14 protein-coding genes are annotated in these 17,823 nt (G+C 39.6%); 3 read left to right on the top strand and 11 right to left on the bottom strand.

What is annotated here, in order from left to right:
• The first annotated feature begins 108 nt into the window (after window positions 1–108).
• Window positions 109–729 carry an L-threonylcarbamoyladenylate synthase gene (locus B3E00_RS17825; RefSeq protein ID WP_293879586.1) on the top strand — a complete coding sequence of 207 codons (621 nt, stop codon included), beginning with the start codon at window positions 109–111 and terminating at the stop codon, window positions 727–729.
• 367 nt (window positions 730–1,096) lie between these two features.
• Here the strand turns inward: B3E00_RS17825 and B3E00_RS17820 are convergent, their stop codons facing one another.
• From B3E00_RS17820 to tilS, 7 genes are all read right to left on the bottom strand, one after another.
• Window positions 1,097–1,531 (bottom strand): SRPBCC domain-containing protein, encoded by a 435-nt coding sequence (locus tag B3E00_RS17820; RefSeq protein ID WP_293879585.1) that lies wholly within the window; start codon window positions 1,529–1,531, stop codon window positions 1,097–1,099.
• Window positions 1,532–1,786: 255 nt separating this feature from the next.
• Window positions 1,787–2,350, bottom strand: coding sequence for a Crp/Fnr family transcriptional regulator (locus B3E00_RS17815; protein WP_293879584.1), 564 nt, complete (start codon window positions 2,348–2,350; stop codon window positions 1,787–1,789).
• A gap of 11 nt (window positions 2,351–2,361) precedes the next feature.
• Window positions 2,362–2,688 carry a DUF721 domain-containing protein gene (locus B3E00_RS17810; RefSeq protein ID WP_293879583.1) on the bottom strand — a complete coding sequence of 109 codons (327 nt, stop codon included), beginning with the start codon at window positions 2,686–2,688 and terminating at the stop codon, window positions 2,362–2,364.
• Window positions 2,681–3,784 (bottom strand): DNA replication/repair protein RecF, encoded by a 1,104-nt coding sequence (gene recF, locus B3E00_RS17805; protein ID WP_293879582.1) that lies wholly within the window; start codon window positions 3,782–3,784, stop codon window positions 2,681–2,683. The genes B3E00_RS17810 and recF overlap by 8 nt, the downstream gene beginning before the upstream one ends.
• A gap of 33 nt (window positions 3,785–3,817) precedes the next feature.
• On the bottom strand, window positions 3,818–4,138 hold the full coding sequence (locus B3E00_RS17800) for a DUF4834 family protein (RefSeq protein WP_209578618.1): 321 nt from the start codon (window positions 4,136–4,138) through the stop codon (window positions 3,818–3,820).
• An 89-nt stretch (window positions 4,139–4,227) separates the two neighbouring features.
• A complete protein-coding gene (locus tag B3E00_RS17795) occupies window positions 4,228–4,722 on the bottom strand; it encodes a hypothetical protein (protein WP_209578619.1) in 495 nt (164 codons plus the stop codon).
• A 186-nt stretch (window positions 4,723–4,908) separates the two neighbouring features.
• Window positions 4,909–6,240: a tRNA lysidine(34) synthetase TilS gene (tilS, locus tag B3E00_RS17790; protein WP_293939550.1), complete on the bottom strand. Its 1,332-nt coding sequence runs from the start codon at window positions 6,238–6,240 to the stop codon at window positions 4,909–4,911.
• A 54-nt stretch (window positions 6,241–6,294) separates the two neighbouring features.
• Here tilS and B3E00_RS17785 point away from each other — a divergent pair, with 54 nt between their 5' ends.
• Entirely contained in the window at window positions 6,295–8,874 is a 2,580-nt protein-coding gene (locus B3E00_RS17785) for an OstA-like protein (protein ID WP_293886095.1), read from the top strand.
• Window positions 8,875–9,038: 164 nt separating this feature from the next.
• On the opposite strand, the gene rdgB is transcribed toward B3E00_RS17785, so the two are convergent.
• From rdgB to B3E00_RS17765, 4 genes are all read right to left on the bottom strand, one after another.
• Window positions 9,039–9,614, bottom strand: a complete 576-nt coding sequence (gene rdgB, locus B3E00_RS17780) for an RdgB/HAM1 family non-canonical purine NTP pyrophosphatase (protein WP_293879579.1) — start codon at window positions 9,612–9,614, stop codon at window positions 9,039–9,041.
• Window positions 9,615–9,922: 308 nt separating this feature from the next.
• The gene (locus tag B3E00_RS17775; RefSeq protein WP_293939548.1) at window positions 9,923–10,585 is read right to left on the bottom strand and encodes a hypothetical protein; all 663 of its coding nucleotides are present in this window, start codon (window positions 10,583–10,585) and stop codon (window positions 9,923–9,925) included.
• A 90-nt stretch (window positions 10,586–10,675) separates the two neighbouring features.
• Window positions 10,676–11,656 carry a deoxyhypusine synthase family protein gene (locus B3E00_RS17770; protein ID WP_209578622.1) on the bottom strand — a complete coding sequence of 327 codons (981 nt, stop codon included), beginning with the start codon at window positions 11,654–11,656 and terminating at the stop codon, window positions 10,676–10,678.
• Between the two features lie 245 nt (window positions 11,657–11,901).
• Window positions 11,902–12,999 (bottom strand): mandelate racemase/muconate lactonizing enzyme family protein, encoded by a 1,098-nt coding sequence (locus tag B3E00_RS17765; RefSeq protein WP_293939547.1) that lies wholly within the window; start codon window positions 12,997–12,999, stop codon window positions 11,902–11,904.
• 306 nt (window positions 13,000–13,305) lie between these two features.
• Here B3E00_RS17765 and gltB point away from each other — a divergent pair, with 306 nt between their 5' ends.
• Window positions 13,306–17,820, top strand: coding sequence for a glutamate synthase large subunit (gene gltB, locus B3E00_RS17760; RefSeq protein WP_293886092.1), 4,515 nt, complete (start codon window positions 13,306–13,308; stop codon window positions 17,818–17,820).
• The last annotated feature ends 3 nt before the right edge of the window (window positions 17,821–17,823 follow it).

The following is a 17,823-nucleotide window of genomic DNA, read 5'->3' as shown; positions in this document are numbered from 1 at the left end:
TCTTTTAGATATAGCGTATCTGAATGCAGCTAATAACCATCGCTCTATCGACATCCTACAACAGGGACTAAGATTTAACCTAATTCGGGTACTTAACAAAAATAGAAAATGCTAATTAAGATATATAACGACAATCCCAACCCCAAGGCAATAGAACAGGCGGTTGATATTCTTCGACGTGGTGGTGTAATCATCTACCCTACCGATACCGTATATGGTATTGGCTGTGATATCACGCAACAAAAAGCCATAGAACGAGTATGTGAAATAAGAGGACTAAAGCCTGAAAAAGCAAATCTATCATTTATATGCTATGATTTAACAGATATTTCGCAATACACAAAATCCTTCGATACCTCCGTTTTCCGTGTATTAAAAAAAGCCTTACCCGGACCTTTTACTTTTATTTTTAATGCAACAACTAAAGTACCTAAGCTCCTAAGTTCCAAAAAGAAGACTGTGGGTATCCGTGTTCCAGACAATAATATTGTTCGTGAAATTGTCAAACAATTAGGCAACCCTATTGTGACAGCCTCCATTCACGATGAAGATGAAATTATTGAATATTCTACTGATCCTGAATTAATTCACGAGAAATATGAAGATCTAGTTGATGCTGTTATAGATGGCGGCTATGGCGATAATGTCGCATCTACCGTGATCGATGTTACCGAAGGGACTTTTGATGTGATTCGTGAAGGAAAAGGTGATTTAGAGCAATTCCTATAAAAAACAACCTGCAATAAAAACTCCCCTTACTAACCTATTTGCAAAATCCCCGACAGCAGCATTGTTGGTAATTTGTGCAAAAAATGCTCCCATCAACATACTTATCAACAAAACAAGCTACTTATTAACATAAGAAATGTTAATAAGCAGCTTATCAACATAGAGGCATTAACATAAAATGTGCATAACTAGTCATTTATCAACACACAATTGTTAATAACACAACCCGAAAGAATTCAAAAAAGTAACAAAATGTGTAAAACTATGGGGTTATACACATAAAAATGTGTATAAGATAACATTCATCGACAAATTCGTTAAATATCGTGTTTATAAATAAACTATATTAACAGATCTCTGTGGAAAGTTAAGATCGATACTCCACCCGCCTTTTTATCGCTATGTTGAAAAGTTCAAATCCGCGCTTCGTTTCTGTCAGTAGTTTTCCCAGAAAAGGAACCAACAATCCAGAAAATAATTCGCCTTGGACAAATCTAACTTGTGAAGCTCCCACTTGTTCTAACCTAAAATAATGCTCGCCATCAAAAATACCTGGAAAGAATAAATCTCCTTTCCAGCGCAGTTCGCTATGCTGTTCAATAGACAGGAATTTTGGATTCATTTTGATCTTGAATCCGTTTGGTTGTTGTAAAAGCACTTTGCAGCGTTTTCCGACTACCGGTTGCTTTTCAAACTGTTTGATTGTTGGGCTCCACTGGGAATAAGCCTTAAATTCACTTAATACCTGCCAAACCTCTTCTATTGTTGCTTCAATGAGAATACTCGTTTCAATCTTTTTCATTTTGTTCTTTTTATCGCTGAAACGACAAAATAGCTCAAGCTTCTTCACCTGTCTTCAAATAACGATAAAGCGTATGTGATGCTATTCGAGTTTCGTCTTAATATCAATTATTACAGCTGCAAACAAACTATTCCAAGCTTATTATGAGCCGTATAAATACACAAAATTTTGCTTACGTGTTTCATTAAGCAAGCTGTTCGTAAACAGCTACAGGACAAAACTAGAAAAAGACAGGCAGTTCGCTCTTGACTTTTATCAAGAACTTATTTTCGTTCGAATACGACTCAAGGTTTCTGGGCTCATACCCAACACGGAGGCGATATATTGAAGAGGAACTTGATTGAATAATGATTTATGCTGTTCAAAGTATTGGACATATCTTTCTTCCGCTGTTAGACAAATAAAATCCGAGATTCGCTGCTCCATGGTACAAAAGCATTTTGCTAAAAAAGCCTTCTCAAATTTATTCCATTCCACAATTTCGGATTCCATTCGCTGGTAATCGGACTTTGACAAACGGTATACCGTACAATCGCTAATACATTGGAAATTCCATATGGAAGCCCTGTCAAAGATGAAAGAAGCAAGATCTGTCACAAAATGATTTCTTGTACCTATCCATTGTGTAAACTCTCCTTTTTTTGACCAAGCATACTGACGGATCAATCCGGATTCTATCACAAACAGATTGGAAGAATAATCCCCTGCCTTGATAAGATATTCGCCTCGTTTTAATTCAATACGCTCGAAGTTTGAGAAAAGTTTTAAGGCACTAGCCTCAGAAATAGGAAAAAAATCTTGAAAGAGTTGATCTAACATGAAGGGAGGTTTTATAAAATCACGACTTCTTCAATAATCACGTGACCTACATATTCATTTACCCTTCCTAGAATTTGTCTTCGCATAAGCGCCAATTCATTCTTAATAACAGCGGACTCTACACGTACGAACAGTTTTTTATCACGAACATATAGCTGCTGTGTGCGATTAGCGATAGCTTTACCGATCAATTGAGGCCAAACGGAAGCTATCGATGTTTCGTCAAATTTCCTGCGCAGTTTATAAGCCTCAAGAAGACGTTCAACTCCCTCCTTTATCGTTATATCATCGCTTGACCGAATAAATTCCAGGCTTTTCTTAGCTTGCTTCTTATACATTGACTTGTCCTCCTACAATATCAAATATACGAACAGGACGGTTGATTTCCTCAAATATTCGCTCAATTCTTTTTGAATCTGTATCGGTTAGGAAAATCTGTCCAAAATCATCTTCAGAAACCATTTGCATCAATTTGTGTGTTCTACGATCATCTAGTTTATCGAAAATATCATCCAAAAGAAGCAGAGGTTTAAAACCCTTTTTATGTTGCAAATAAGAATATTGAGCAAGTTTTAGCGCAATTAGAAAAGATTTCTGTTGCCCTTGAGAACCAAATTTTTTCAAAGGCATTCCACCGTGAATTGTAAATATCAGATCATCCTTATGTATGCCCTGGGTGGTACGCTCTAACACACGGTCACGCTCCAAGTTCTTTTCTAAGATATGTAAAAAAGAATCAGTCATTAAAGGTGATTCATAGTGTAATTGTACCGACTCCGCGTCGTCAGTGAGAAACTGATAATGTCGGTCAAATTCGGGCTGAAATTCTTCCATGAAACAACTTCTCTTTTGGAAAATAATATTTCCTACTTCCTCAAGTTGAAAATTGAGAATTTCAATTAGTCCAAGATCAAGTACACTCGTTTGACGCGCTTGTTTGAGAAGGCTATTTCGCTGCGCCAGGAGCTTATTATAGACAATTAACGTATCCAAATATTTATTATCAGTTTGTGAGATAACATTATCCACAAACTTCCTTCGTTCCTCGCTTCCGTCTGTGACGATGATGCTATCGTTTGGCGAAATCATGACCAAAGGAAACAAACCGATATGATCAGCCAATCTAGGATAATCTTTCTTGTTTTTTTTAAACTGCTTTTTTTGATTTTTTTTTAAGCTACAAGATATAAAATCACTGGATGATTCCTTATCAAATTCTCCCTGTACCATAAACCAGTCGTTGCCCGATTTGATGTGCTGTGAATCGATCGGATTAAAATAACTTTTACAAAGGGATAAATAATGAATCGCATCTAAAAGATTAGTTTTTCCAACCCCATTATCACCTGTAAATGCATTTACCTCAGGAAGAAATTCCAAAGATGATTCCGAATAATTTTTGAAATTTAGAACAGAAAGTTGCTTGAGCCACATGGCACAAAGATACGCTATTTGGATTGCTAAAAATTATTTAATTTCCTCAAAATCGACAAACTCACCAGCTGTTTCCGTCCCCTTACGTTCGACACCTTCTTTTGGCGGGATGTAATCTACATGCACCTTACCTTCTGGCTGCGATCTTTTAGCTTGCTCTTGTCGTTGGCCGTTAAATTCATAATAAAAGGTTCCGCCTTGCCCTTGGCTATTATATGCTCCCCCCTGTTGCTGCGCTTTTTTCATTAACTTTTCAGCTGCTTTGCGCATCGCAAAAGGTAAAAATAATTTAAATAAGAATCTTACTACAAAGTAAACAGCGAATGCAATAAGTATAAATTTTAAAAATGCCATAGTTAATTCGTTGTTATTTTATCAAATTTAACCAATAACTCGGAAAATTGATGTCTTTAAAATGTCAGATAAGAATTTATTAACACATTTTAAGACTTTCCTAATTTCTCTTTCGTTTCCATAATAATCCGGTAAAGTTCTTCTTGACGCTGCGTGCCCAAAACATAAGTAAGGCCATTTTTATCTGTCAGAAAAACAGCATTTTTGCCACCAGCAAAAAATTTAATTCGACCTTTTGTATGAAGATTGTAAACTGGATTATTGAAAAAGAAAGTGCTATATGGTGCCTTTTCTATCTTTGTGATAGAAGCAAGATCTATTTTGACCACTCGGGTAGACCAAAGCCCGCTAATAAGAATATGATCTTGAAAGACCTCCGTACGGAATAACACCATATACATCATTACGATAGATGTGATGATAATACCTACCCCGACAATAAAAAACAATTGACTGGAAATCAAATGATCCAAATTTAGATAAAATGCAGTAAAGCAAAAAAGTACAAGCACCAAACGCACGCTTATCCAAACACGGTCACGACCTAAATATTGATTTTCCGAATAGAGTACACCTTCTTTCATTTATTTAAGATTTAGCTGTCAATTGGGAGACTCAATACCATTGTTTTCGTATATTTAAACTTATCAATAGCATCGCTTTGCTTCTATGGATTCACCATCCACACGATACTGTATTAGATCATAGAAACACATTGTACTCTCTCCAAAAACAGAGTTTTTTGTCATAATCAGCGTCAGCATTTTTCGCTAATCCGTTCTGCAAACTAAAGTAAGGACTTTTTTTGTATTGGAGGTAATTTTATAACGATTGTCTATCCGATAATTTGCTACCCAAAGAATATCTCCGTTTCCATTCACCACTATCGGAATATTTTCTTTTTCAAATAAACTGATCTTTTTATTGATAAAAAAATCGCTCAGCTTCTTACGCCCTTCCATACCTAAAGGATAAAAGCTATCGCCAACTTTCCACGATCGAATCGTGAGAGGAAAGACCAATAGGTCATAATCCAGTTTCGCAACCTCTGTCGCGTTGATAATAGTTACATCTGTAGAAACCTCAGCATGAAAACAATACTGCTTCCACTCCACGGTCGAAGTTTCAGAGGTAATCAAAACCTCATCAGCAGAAATAAATTCCTTCTCTCGAATAAAAAGTTCATTTCTGTCCAAGAGCATATCGTAGCAATCAGATTGAAAAATACGCCCCGACTCTCTTACCCACGCCTGTTGGAGATCACTTAATATCGCCTTTGAGAAATTAAAGGGCGAAAATAGCTCATAGAGCAGTGGAAGATTATCAAGATAAGGTTCTAAATCTTCTTTCCGAACCTCCCACCCTTCGCCAGTAGGATAAAAGAGCTTTCTCCGAATAGGCTCTACAAATTGCTGCAGCAGCTGATAAGACTCTTTAAAATGATTAATATTCTGCTCGAAGACCATTTCGAAATCTGGCTGAAGCTTTTGAAAATGCGGAATGATATCAATCCGTATTTTATTTCGGGCATATTTTGTTGAAAAATTGGATTGATCATCCCGATAGGCAATACCGTACATATTAACAAAATGTTCAATGTCGCTGGCCTTTAGAAAAAGTAAGGGTCGAATGATGCGCTCCCGGAGAGGGAGAATACCTTGAAGTCCCTGAAGACCAGTTCCGCGACAGAGGTTTAATAGTACCGTTTCGATATGATCATTCAGATGATGAGCCACTGCAATTCGATCGAACCCCATTTCATGTCGCAATTTCTCAAACCAGGCGTAACGAAGTTCACGGGCAGCCATTTGAATCGAAATCTGTCGCTCCTTCGCATAGGCTTTTGTATCAAAATGCCGCACAAATATCGGAACATTATTTTCCATTGCGAACTTTCTAACCAATGCTTCGTCTTCATCAGAATCCGTCCCCCTCAATTTAAAATTACAATGTGCAATAGCAAGGGTATAACCCGCTTTTACAAATAGATGTGCCATGAGCATTGAATCCTTTCCTCCACTCACTGTAAGCAATACCTTATGATGGGGCATTAATAAATGCTCCTTTTCAATATAGCCCTTTAGTCTTTCCAGCACATTCATAGAACAAAGTTAAGGTATATTTTATGTCAAAGATAAATTCAAGTCTTAAAATTTGTGAAATCCAGTAAAGTAGCAATTAAAATCCATATTTTTGCCCATGTGAAACAATACATTTATACACTTATTGTATTTATTTTAACTGGCTTGTCGGTACAAGCACAGAAACAGGATGAGCTAAAGCTTCTTTCATCATCCCATATTATTACTGGAAAAGATGGCAATATCCTGTTTTACCGTCCAGTCTATGAACATGTAGGCTCAACGCTATCCTCAGATAGTGGCTATTTGCATAAAGACAACATTGGCCGACAATTTTTTGAAGCCTTTGGGAATGTTATCATCACTCAACCCGACGGTACCCAAATATTTTCCAATAAATTACACTATGAAGCTGCCATGCAACTTGCTACACTTACGGGAGCAGTGCGCATGGTCAGTACCAATGGCTCCATACTGACGACCGACCACCTTGTCTATAATATGCGGAGTAAAATCGGTAATTATTACAGTGGTGGGCGTATTCTTTCAGGAAGTGATACGATTACCAGCCAGCGGGCTACTTACTTCGAAAATACAGGCGAGTCCTATTTCAACCAAAAAGTTGTGGTTCGATCAACCAATGTAAAAGTCTACACGGACTCCATGAAATACAATGGCAATACACGTATTACCGAATTCTATGGCCCTACTAATATCAAAGGGAATAAGGGGGAAAACTTATATACTGAAAAAGGCCGATATCACATGGCAACAGGCCAAGCCTATTTTTCTAAAAATAATCTCTACACCGAAGGAACAAAGTTTCTCAAGGGAGATAGTCTATTCTACGATAGGCAGGTGGGAATAGGTAAAGCCGTAAAAAACGTGGTCTTTGTTGACACATTAGACAAATTTTACGCCTACGGCGGATTTGGCTTATACAATGGGAGGAACGAATCCATCACCATGACAGATAAGCCGTTGATCATTTCGATTGTCAAAAAAGATTCAACACAAAAAGATTCTGTATCTTCTTTGTCTCCTGCTCCACAAAAACCAGGGCAAGAGCTCAAAAAAGAAACTAAAGAGTTAAAGGAAATTGAGAAAGATCGACAGAAAGATAACCTCAAATCAAATAAGACCGCATCAGAAGGAATTGTCGAAGAAAAGGATCGTTCGGGTAAAAACACAAACAGCGGCAAAAAAGAACAGTTACAGTCTAACGCACAAGTAGATTCAGTTTTTATGACGGCCGATACACTGTTCTCGCAAATGATATTCCGCAAAGACTATGTAGCTAAAGATTTCAAATTGGATCGTGAAGGTGGAGCTATTGAAGACGATAATGAGGTCGATTATGGCGAAACAGATTCAACATCAGCACAGATTGACTCTATCGATGCTTTACAAACCGTTGCAGATAGTCTTCAAAAAGACCTCGATAGTCTGCATAAAAAAGACAACAGGAAACCCGTAGTAGAAAAAAACACAAACAAAGTACGCGATAAGCTGACGAATAAAAAGCCGGTTGTTCCGAAAAAAGCACCAATTATCGTTGGTGATCAGAACAAAATAGAAATTGAAAAAAACCTAAAGGCTGATAGTGTATTACGCAAAAAAGCGATTATCCCAAAGGGTGGAGAATCCGATAAACTCATGGGAGCTGCACTAAAAAATGCACAAGAAGGAAAAAGCGATTCCCTTGCGCAGGACACAGCAAAAACGAGGATTATCAAAGCCTACTATAATGCGCGACTGTTTAAATCTGATTTGCAGGCTGTAGCCGATTCCATGTATTATGGTATGCAAGATTCTATGTTCAGACTTATGGGGAAACCAATGATGTGGGCCGAAAACTCACAAATCTCAGGAGATACCATCTTCCTACAAGTAAAGAATCAGAAATTAGACAATTCACTACTCGTAGGGAATGCTTTTATGGTTAATGCAACGAGTGACTCTCTCAAATTTAATCAGATAAAAGGCCGAAAAATCACAAGTTTTTTCACCAATAACCGCATGGAACGCCTTTTCGTTGATGGTAATGCGGAAAACATATTCTACAATATTGATGAGAAGACCAATGTAACCACAGAGCTTGTCCATGACCGCAGCAGTCGTTTCAAGATCTTGATGGAAGACAATAAGTTGAAGGAATATGTGTCCATCCGTAAAGTAGACGGCAAGGTCTATCCTATTGCTGAAGTCACTGCCGATAAGGAATTCCTTCCGAATTTCACTTGGCGACCTGAAGACCGGCCTAAGTCAAAAGACGATTTATTAAATCGAAAAAGAGATCTTTCAAAAGCTTCATTTACGGTTCCTACTGCACCGGAAGGTGAGGAATCAGGGACAATGAAGTCTATAAAAAAAGGGGATAAAACTACTACCAATCAAAAGGATACTGCAAAAAAAGCAGATTCGAACGAGAGTGGCGAGAAAGGGAAAGATTTAAATCCTACATCCGAAAATAATAAAACGAACACTGCAAAGTCAACAGTCAAACCGGTTGAAACGACAGACAAAACGAACGGAGCGCAACCAAATGTAAAAACTGCAGCCGACAAAGCAACTGCAAAGTCCGGCTCAACAACTAATAAACCGGCGATGACACCGGCGCAAGATAGTACACAGACAAAGGTAAAAGCTAAATAACCGCCACTACCAGGTCGCACAAAAAAGCAGCGCAAAACAAATTGTTTTGCGCTGCTTTTTTGATTCAAGACTATCTGCTGCTCCTCTTAGATGCGCTCATTCATTAAATTAAATCAATAAAAATTTCTATTTATAATTAATTCAAACGAGATCGTTATTATAACTTACTTCGTTTTTAAATAAGCAGCAAGTTTACCCACAGCAATCGCACGATGGCTTATGCTGTTTTTCTCCTCGGCAGTCATCTCCGCAAAAGTTTTGTCATAGCCATTAGGGATAAAGATAGGATCATAACCAAAACCATCAACACCTCTACGGTCCGCACTAATTTTACCTTCAATACTTCCCTCAAAAAAGTGCTGCTGCTCATTCAAATATAAGGAAATAACCGTTTTGAATCTCGCCGAGCGGTTAGGGTTATTACCCAATTTCTCCAAGACAAGATCGATGTTCTTTTCCATATCCCTTGACCCAGAATAGCGGGCTGAATAAACTCCCGGTTCACCGTTTAATGCATCTATCTCCAATCCAGAATCATCACCAAAGCAGTAAAGACCATATTTATTCACTAAATAATCTGTTTTCTGTTGTGCATTTTCCTGAAATGTTACGCCTGTTTCTGGAATATCATCCTGACAGTCAATATCGTTTAAACTCTTAATGACAAAAGCATTTCCCACAATTGCTTGGACTTCTTCCAATTTATGGGTATTATTGGTGGCAAACACAAGTTCTAGCATTTTCTATTTATTTTGATATCCCATCAAAAATATGCAATCTTATCCACATTAACATTCCCACACCTATATTTAAGAAAAGACCACTCCACCCAATCTATTGATAAGGAATAGGCAGTTTATACGCTTTTTAGCCATAAAATACACATATCCGATTGATACAATGAAAAAATGGTGTAAATGGATTAGTCTACATCAGGTCTATCCTAAAAAAGATGGTATTCTATCCAATATTAAAATCCAAAAAAGATTTTTACCAATCCCACTAAATCTAGTATACCCCAGTATCAGCATGAGGTATTTAAGAAAAGTTAAGAGCCAATAAAGGTCTTAAATTCGTTCCAGAATAGTTTCTTTTTATTCACATCGGCAAACATCTCCTCAAAGCTGAAGGTATTGAAAACTGTAGCAATACGACCCTTCATATAAGAATTATGGGCAATAAAAGGCAATTTTAAGGATGCCGGCTCCACACCCAACAATATAATCTTAGTGGGCTGAAAAAACTGCATAATGCGCTTAAAATCATTCGGATTATGTGAATTGGCCAAATTGAGTACCGCAACGGTCTCTTTGGTCAGTTTCAAGGCACCAATTGTCTTCTCAAAGGCATCGAGGGCTGCTGGCGAGAAGTAAGGATAATGCTCATAACGTAAAATAAAGAGTATACCTTGTTCTTTACTTCCCTGATAGATAAACTCACCCCCCAACACTTCAAGATCGTTAACCACATCCTGCCGCCCATTATCAGACCCCATACCCTTAACTGCTTCCTCGGCATCTAATCCTACTGCCAGATACGAGGTGTCCCTCGCCGCTGAAGAGTTGAGCTCAGCAGATAATATAGGAGTACTATTCCCCTCAGGAATAGGATGAATAGACACATCCTTTTGAAAATCAAAACCATTTGCAAAGATTGTTTCATCCATTAACACCTGAAGCGCTACCGGATTATCTGTTGTAAGATTGCTCATCAAGAAAAGATATATAAGAAAGTAAAGATAAACAAGAAAAGGGAAAAGAAAAAGGAGCGATAAATCGCTCCTTTCTGTATATCGAAAAGATTAATGACCTAAGATATAGGAAAAGATTAATGGCGCTACGATCGTCGCATCAGATTCAACGATAAATTTAGGCGTGTCGATATCCAATTTACCCCAAGTAATTTTCTCGTTCGGAACAGCGCCTGAGTAAGAACCGTAAGACGTTGTTGAGTCAGAAATCTGACAGAAATAAGCCCAAAAAGGAACTTCTTCCCATTCCAGATCTTGATACATCATCGGAACTACACAGATTGGGAAGTCACCAGAAATACCACCAGCAATTTGGAAAAATCCAACACCTTTACCCGCAGAGTTATTGCGGTACCATTCTGTTAAATAAATCATATACTCGATACCTGACTTCACTGTACTGGCTTTCAATTTACCTTTGATCACATTGGATGCAAAGATATTACCTGTCGTTGAATCTTCCCATCCCGGACATACAATCGGCAAATTTTTCTCAGCGGCAGCAACAATCCAAGAATCCTTTGGATCAATCTCATAATACTGTTCCAATACACCTGAGTTCACGACTTGATAAAGAAATTCATGTGGCAAGTAACGCTCGCCTTTTGCTTCAGCATCATGCCAAACATCTTCAAGATGCTTCTGCAAACGACGGAAAGCTTCCTCTTCAGGAATACAAGTGTCTGTCACACGATTATAGTGATTATCCAATAGCTCTCTTTCTTGTTCAGCTGTCAAATCTCTATAATTAGGGATTCTTTTGTAATGCGAATGCGCCACAAGGTTCATCACATCCTCTTCCAAATTAGCACCAGTACAAGAAATAAAGTGTACTTTATCTTGACGGATCATTTCTGCTAAAGAAACACCCAATTCAGCGGTAGACATTGCACCTCCTAAAGAGATCAACATTTTTCCACCATCCAACAGATGTTCCTCGTAACCTTTCGCAGCATCTACTAATGCTGCAGCGTTAAAGTGACGGTAATTATGCTCAATAAATTGAGAAATAGGTCCTTTTTGAGTACTCATGATATTTTCTAACTTTTATAAAATAATAAGTACCGCAAAGGTACTGAATATAATCTATTTTCGTTCCAATCGAGATTCAAAACGAGTATACAGCACATTTTTTTTTAAACGCCAACTAAACCTACTTTTTCAACAACTTAGAGAAAAACAAATAGGCCGCTACCAAAAAGATAACGATAATAATCAGAACAATAATCTCTTGTATCCCTATTCCCCAATTCATACTATTCATAATTTACCACAATTTAAATGATCCATTTCTCACAACTATCCAAGAACACTTGGTCTATATCAGCCCCGATACCAATTTCGTCTGAAATATGTATTTTATATCCTTCATATTGAATACCTCCGATCACGGGATCTTTAAGATGGCCAACCATACAGGTATCCAAATCAAAAAACTTGACATGTGGAGCAGCATACGCAAAATGTACTTTTGCCGCCAACGCAAGTCGCGATTCCAACATGCCACCGATCATACAGATAATCCCATATTCAGCGGCAATATCATGAATTTTTAAAGCTTCTTGAATACCACCTGATTTTGAAAATTTAATATTGATATAATCGCAAGCACCGGCTTTACAGAGGCGCTCCGCGTCATGGTGAGAATAAACCGATTCATCCGCCATCACAGGAACAATTGTTTCTGCGCGCAACTGAGGCAAATACTCATCGTTCCATGTACGCATAGGCTGTTCACAAAATTGTATCTTAAAAGGCTCTAATCCCCGCAATGCTTCTATTGCACCCGCATAAGACCAACCTTGATTTGCATCAACGCGAATAGGCATCTCGAATCCAACAGCCTTACGTATTTCTCGAATACGTGCAATGTCTATTTTCGGATCCTTCCCCAGTTTAACTTTCAACATGACCGCACCTTCGTCCTGTAAACGCTTTGCTTTCAGTGCCATCTCTTCCGGAGAAGCAATCCCTAAGGTGATATCTGTCGTAATTTCCCGCTTCGTTCCCTTTAGAAACTGATAAAGCGGCAGACCAGCATGTTTGGCCGCTAAATCATGCAAGGCCATATCAAAAGCTGATTTAATTGTTTTGTTGCCCGCAATATATAAGTCCAATTCAGCCAATCGTTCTTCTATAGCCAAAGGATCGCGCCCCTTCCAGATCTTTGCAAAATCTCTTGCCAGCACTAAACAGGTATCTTGTGTTTCTCCTACGATCATCGGAAACGCTGAACATTCACCCACACCATAGAAGTTGGCGTCAGTATGAATACGTATAAACGTATTCTGAGCATAATCCATCGTACCAGTCGCAATCACAAAAGGTTCCATTGGTATACTTAATCGATAAATTTCAATTTCAGTTATTTTCATCTTATTCTCTTTAGTTAAGCCATAGCGATACCGTATAAAGGATATGCAATACTTTGCCTAATTTATATATATTATCGCAATCTTGAGATGCATTTCCCATATACAATATAAAAATATTGCCAAATGATGCATATTTCAGGTACGCGTAAACAGCTATCAACAGTCGTAATCGTTAAATACAATATCAGCAATAAAACACACTAAAAGAAGTAATAAAATTAAATTAAACACATTTTCATTATAATTTTTATAATATTTAAGTTTTTTATTCCTATATTAGCAATTATAATTATTTGAAAAGGAAAGATGATCGAACAAAGACCGAAAACGGAGGGCCTTTACGACCCTAATTTTGAGCATGACGCCTGTGGGGTAGGCTTTGTTGCCCATATCAAAGGGAATAAATCACACGCACAAGTAAAAGATGCATTGACCATGCTGGAAAATATGGAGCACCGGGGTGCTTGCGGTTGTGATCCAGAAAGTGGTGACGGAGCAGGTATCATGATCCAACTTCCCCATGAATTTTTATGGGAAGAATGTATCAGCTTGGGTATACAATTGGAGGAACCAGGTTATTATGGCACAGGTATGGTGTTTCTTCCTAAAGAAGAAGACATGAACAAAATATGTCGGGATTTAATTGAAGAAGCGGCAGTAGAAAGGGGTATGAAATTCCTTGGTTACCGTCCAGTACCTGTCAATCGTGAAGGTATTGGACCAACAGCGCTCAGTGCGGAACCCGAGATTGTCCAATTTTTTGTCAGCAGACCGGACGGCGTTTCAAACACTGAAGAATTTGAACGCAAGCTTTTTGTACTACGTCGCCTGATCATCCAAAAAGTTAAACAACAACAAGAATACCCTCTCCCACTTTACTTTGCATCCCTTTCTTGCAAAACAATTATTTACAAAGGTCAATTAACAACATACCAAGTCGGAACCTATTATCTCGATTTACGCGATCCTCGTGTAGTATCTGCTTTCGGATTAGTTCACTCTCGTTTTTCAACCAATACATTCCCTTCATGGTCACTCGCACAGCCTTTCCGGATGTTGGCACACAATGGCGAGATCAACACCTTGACAGGTAACCTCAATTGGTTTTATGCAGGCATGCGTGCATTATCATCGCCTTACTTTACAGAAGAGGAAATGGAAATCCTGCTCCCTGTTGTAGACCGTGGTCAGTCAGACTCTGCATGTCTCGATAATGTTGCCGAATTGCTTTTACATAGCGGCCGTAGTTTAACCCATGTCATGTTAATGTTAGTTCCTGAAGCTTGGGATGGCAACACACAAATGGATCCGTTAAAACGCGCTTTCTACGAATATCACGCCACATTAATGGAACCTTGGGATGGTCCTGCAGCGCTTTGTTTTACCGATGGTAAACACATTGGCGCTACGTTAGACCGTAACGGCCTCCGTCCGTTGCGCTATGCCGTCACTTCTGACGACCGCGTTGTGGTTGCTTCTGAAGCTGGGGCACTTCCAATCGACGAATCTACCATCATCAAAAAAGGAAGGCAACAAGCAGGTAAGATTTTTCTTGTCGACATGGAACAGGGCCGTATCCTTACCGATAAAGAAGTAAAAGATCAATTGATCAATCAACAACCCTACAGCGAATGGTTAGACAATTATAAAATCAAATTAGAAGAACTCGAAGAACCTCGAGTTACCTACACCTACCTTTCCAAAGATTCCGTATTCAAATATCAGAAGACATTTGGTTTCTCCCGGGAAGATCTAGAAACGATCCTGACCCCAATGGCTTTAACAGGGTACGAACCCACCGGATCAATGGGTTCAGATGTCCCCTTAGCGATACTCTCGGACCAACCACAGCATATTTCAAGTTATTTTAAGCAATTTTTTGCCCAAGTAACCAACCCACCAATCGATCCGATTCGCGAACGCTTGGTCATGAGTTTAGCAACATTCATCGGTAACGCCGGCAATATTCTGATCGAAGACAAAAAATTCTGTCACTGTGTAACTTTACCACATCCGATCTTAACCTCCAAAGAACTGGAAAAATTGCGTTCCATCGATACAGGGTTATTCCAAGCAAAAACCATTCAATCCTACTTCCGCTCAGATGGCAAGCCTGGGGCGTTAGAAGCAGGTCTAGAGCGCCTGTGTCGCTATGCTGATGATGCTGTGCGTGATGGTTTTGAAGTCTTAATCCTTTCGGATCGCGCAATCGACTCCAAACACGCTGCGATCCCTTCCTTACTCGCTGTATCGGCGGTGCACCACCATTTGATCAAAACCGGAAATCGCGGTGCAGTAGGGTTAGTGGTTGAAGCGGGCGATGCTTGGGAAGTGCATCACTTCGCTTGCTTATTGGCATTCGGTGCTACAGCTATCAATCCCTATATGGCATTAGCCAGTATCCGTACCATGAAAGAACAAAATACATTGGATACCGAACTGACATGGCCAGAATTATCCAAAAACTACGTGAAAGCCGTCAACAATGGATTGTTGAAAATTTTCTCTAAAATGGGAATCTCAACATTACAATCCTATCACGGAGCGCAGATCTTCGAAGTGCTCGGTATCGACAAATCTGTCGTCGATAAATTCTTTTGTGGAGCTGTTTCACGCATTGGTGGCATGACCTTAGATGATCTTGCTAAAGAAGCACTCTCAAAACACTGGCGCGGATTCGAAAAAAGCCGTACCCCACAAAATCTATTGCCAGAAGGTGGTATTTACCAATGGAAACGCCGAGGTGAAGGACACCTTTGGAATCCAGACACAATCCACCTCTTACAACAGGCCTGTCGCACTGGAGACTACGCGACCTATAAAAAATACGCGCAGAAAATCAACGAGCAAAAAGAACATATGTTTACCCTTCGTGGATTACTGGACTTTGCAAAACATCGCAATTCCATTCCACTAGAACAAGTAGAACCTGCCAGTGAGATCCTTAAACGTTTCGCTACAGGTGCCATGTCTTTTGGTTCAATCTCGCACGAAGCACACAGTACACTCGCCATAGCCATGAACCGTATCGGAGCAAAATCCAATACCGGTGAAGGTGGAGAGGATGAATTGCGTTATAAACCCCTCCCAAATGGAGACTCCATGCGTTCAGCAATCAAACAAGTCGCTTCGGCACGTTTTGGTGTTACATCCAATTACCTGACGCAAGCAGATGAGTTACAGATTAAGATGGCGCAAGGAGCCAAACCAGGTGAAGGGGGACAATTACCAGGACCTAAAGTTGATGCCTGGATCGCAAAAACCCGGCATTCAACACCCGGTGTAGGACTAATCTCCCCTCCACCGCATCATGACATTTACTCTATCGAAGATTTAGCACAGCTCATCTTTGACTTAAAGAATGCCAACCGCCAAGCAAGAATCAACGTAAAATTAGTATCTAAAGCAGGCGTCGGCACGATTGCTGCCGGAGTTGCGAAAGCTCACGCCGACGTCATCCTCATTGCAGGTTTTGACGGCGGAACAGGTGCATCCCCAATCAGCTCAATCAAACACGCGGGATTACCTTGGGAATTGGGTCTTGCAGAAGCCCATCAGACACTGGTGAAAAACAAATTGCGCAGCCGCGTAGTACTTCAAGCTGATGGTCAGGTAAAAACAGGTCGTGACATCATCATTGCAACACTATTAGGAGCCGAAGAGTGGGGTGTGTCCACTGCTGCCCTAGTGGCCGGCGGTTGTATCATGATGCGCAAATGCCACTTGAACACCTGTCCCGTGGGGGTAGCAACCCAAGACCCCGAATTACGGAAACTGTTCTCTGGAAAACCAGAAGATATTGTCAACTTATTCACTTTCTTGGCAGAAGAAGTGCGCGAAACAATGGCTTATCTTGGATTCCGCACCATCAACGAAATGGTTGGACGAGCTCAGTTCTTAAAAAAACGCGAGAATATAGATCATTGGAAAGCCAAGAAAATTGACTTTACCGATATATTGCACGTAGAGCGCAACGAACCTGGACAATCACTATACAATACCGAAGAGCAAGATCACGGTATGGCCATGATTTTAGATTGGGGCTTATTGAAACAGTCTAAATTAGCGCTAGATACCAAAACGCCTGTATTTGGCACCTTTAAAGTAAAAAATACAGACCGTACCATAGGAACAATGCTGTCCAACGAAATCTCCAAACTCTACGGTTCCGAAGGCCTACCTGACAACACCATCAACTTCAAATTTGAAGGTTCTGCGGGACAGAGCTTCGGCGCATTTTCTACCAAAGGCCTTTCCTTTGAGTTACAAGGTGAAGCCAACGATTATGTTGGAAAAGGATTATCAGGAGCTCAGTTAGCAATCTATCCAGTAGCAGAAAGTGCGCTTGTACCAGAAGATAATATCATTATTGGCAACGTAGCACTATTTGGTGCAACCTCGGGTCATCTATTCGTCAATGGGCAGGCAGGTGAACGTTTCGCCGTACGTAACTCAGGAGCTACCGCCGTGGTTGAAGGAGTTGGAGACCACGGTTGTGAATACATGACCGGAGGCCGAGCGCTGATTTTGGGTGCAACAGGCCGTAATTTCGCTGCCGGAATGAGTGGCGGTATCGCATGGATCTACGACATTAACGAAGATTTCCGCGATAATTGTAATCAAGAAATGGTTGACTTAGATCCATTGGAAAGTGAAGACGAAACCGCAATTATTGCTTTGTTAAAACGTCATATCTTGCTTACCAATAGTCGCAGAGCAGATTTTATTTTACAAAACTGGTCAAGAGAAAAAAATAAATTCATTAAGGTATTCCCAAGAGAATACAAAAATGTCATTCGTCAAAAATTAGTTGAAGCATAATAT

The organism is Sphingobacterium sp. UBA5996, assembly GCF_002429765.1.
GTDB lineage: Bacteria > Bacteroidota > Bacteroidia > Sphingobacteriales > Sphingobacteriaceae > Sphingobacterium.
The sequence above is the reverse complement of the archived record's forward strand: the minus strand, read 5'-3'. Positions and strand labels throughout refer to the sequence as shown.

What these genes read in the sequence shown, in the direction of transcription:
- B3E00_RS17825 (WP_293879586.1), top strand. Translation starts at nt 109, where the DNA reads ATGCTAATTAAGATATATAACGACAATCCCAACCCCAAGGCAATAGAA.
- B3E00_RS17820 (WP_293879585.1), bottom strand. Translation starts at nt 1,531, where the DNA reads ATGAAAAAGATTGAAACGAGTATTCTCATTGAAGCAACAATAGAAGAG.
- B3E00_RS17815 (WP_293879584.1), bottom strand. Translation starts at nt 2,350, where the DNA reads ATGTTAGATCAACTCTTTCAAGATTTTTTTCCTATTTCTGAGGCTAGT.
- B3E00_RS17810 (WP_293879583.1), bottom strand. Translation starts at nt 2,688, where the DNA reads ATGTATAAGAAGCAAGCTAAGAAAAGCCTGGAATTTATTCGGTCAAGC.
- recF (WP_293879582.1), bottom strand. Translation starts at nt 3,784, where the DNA reads ATGTGGCTCAAGCAACTTTCTGTTCTAAATTTCAAAAATTATTCGGAA.
- B3E00_RS17800 (WP_209578618.1), bottom strand. Translation starts at nt 4,138, where the DNA reads ATGGCATTTTTAAAATTTATACTTATTGCATTCGCTGTTTACTTTGTA.
- B3E00_RS17795 (WP_209578619.1), bottom strand. Translation starts at nt 4,722, where the DNA reads ATGAAAGAAGGTGTACTCTATTCGGAAAATCAATATTTAGGTCGTGAC.
- tilS (WP_293939550.1), bottom strand. Translation starts at nt 6,240, where the DNA reads ATGAATGTGCTGGAAAGACTAAAGGGCTATATTGAAAAGGAGCATTTA.
- rdgB (WP_293879579.1), bottom strand. Translation starts at nt 9,614, where the DNA reads ATGCTAGAACTTGTGTTTGCCACCAATAATACCCATAAATTGGAAGAA.
- B3E00_RS17775 (WP_293939548.1), bottom strand. Translation starts at nt 10,585, where the DNA reads ATGAGCAATCTTACAACAGATAATCCGGTAGCGCTTCAGGTGTTAATG.
- B3E00_RS17770 (WP_209578622.1), bottom strand. Translation starts at nt 11,656, where the DNA reads ATGAGTACTCAAAAAGGACCTATTTCTCAATTTATTGAGCATAATTAC.
- B3E00_RS17765 (WP_293939547.1), bottom strand. Translation starts at nt 12,999, where the DNA reads ATGAAAATAACTGAAATTGAAATTTATCGATTAAGTATACCAATGGAA.
- gltB (WP_293886092.1), top strand. Translation starts at nt 13,306, where the DNA reads ATGATCGAACAAAGACCGAAAACGGAGGGCCTTTACGACCCTAATTTT.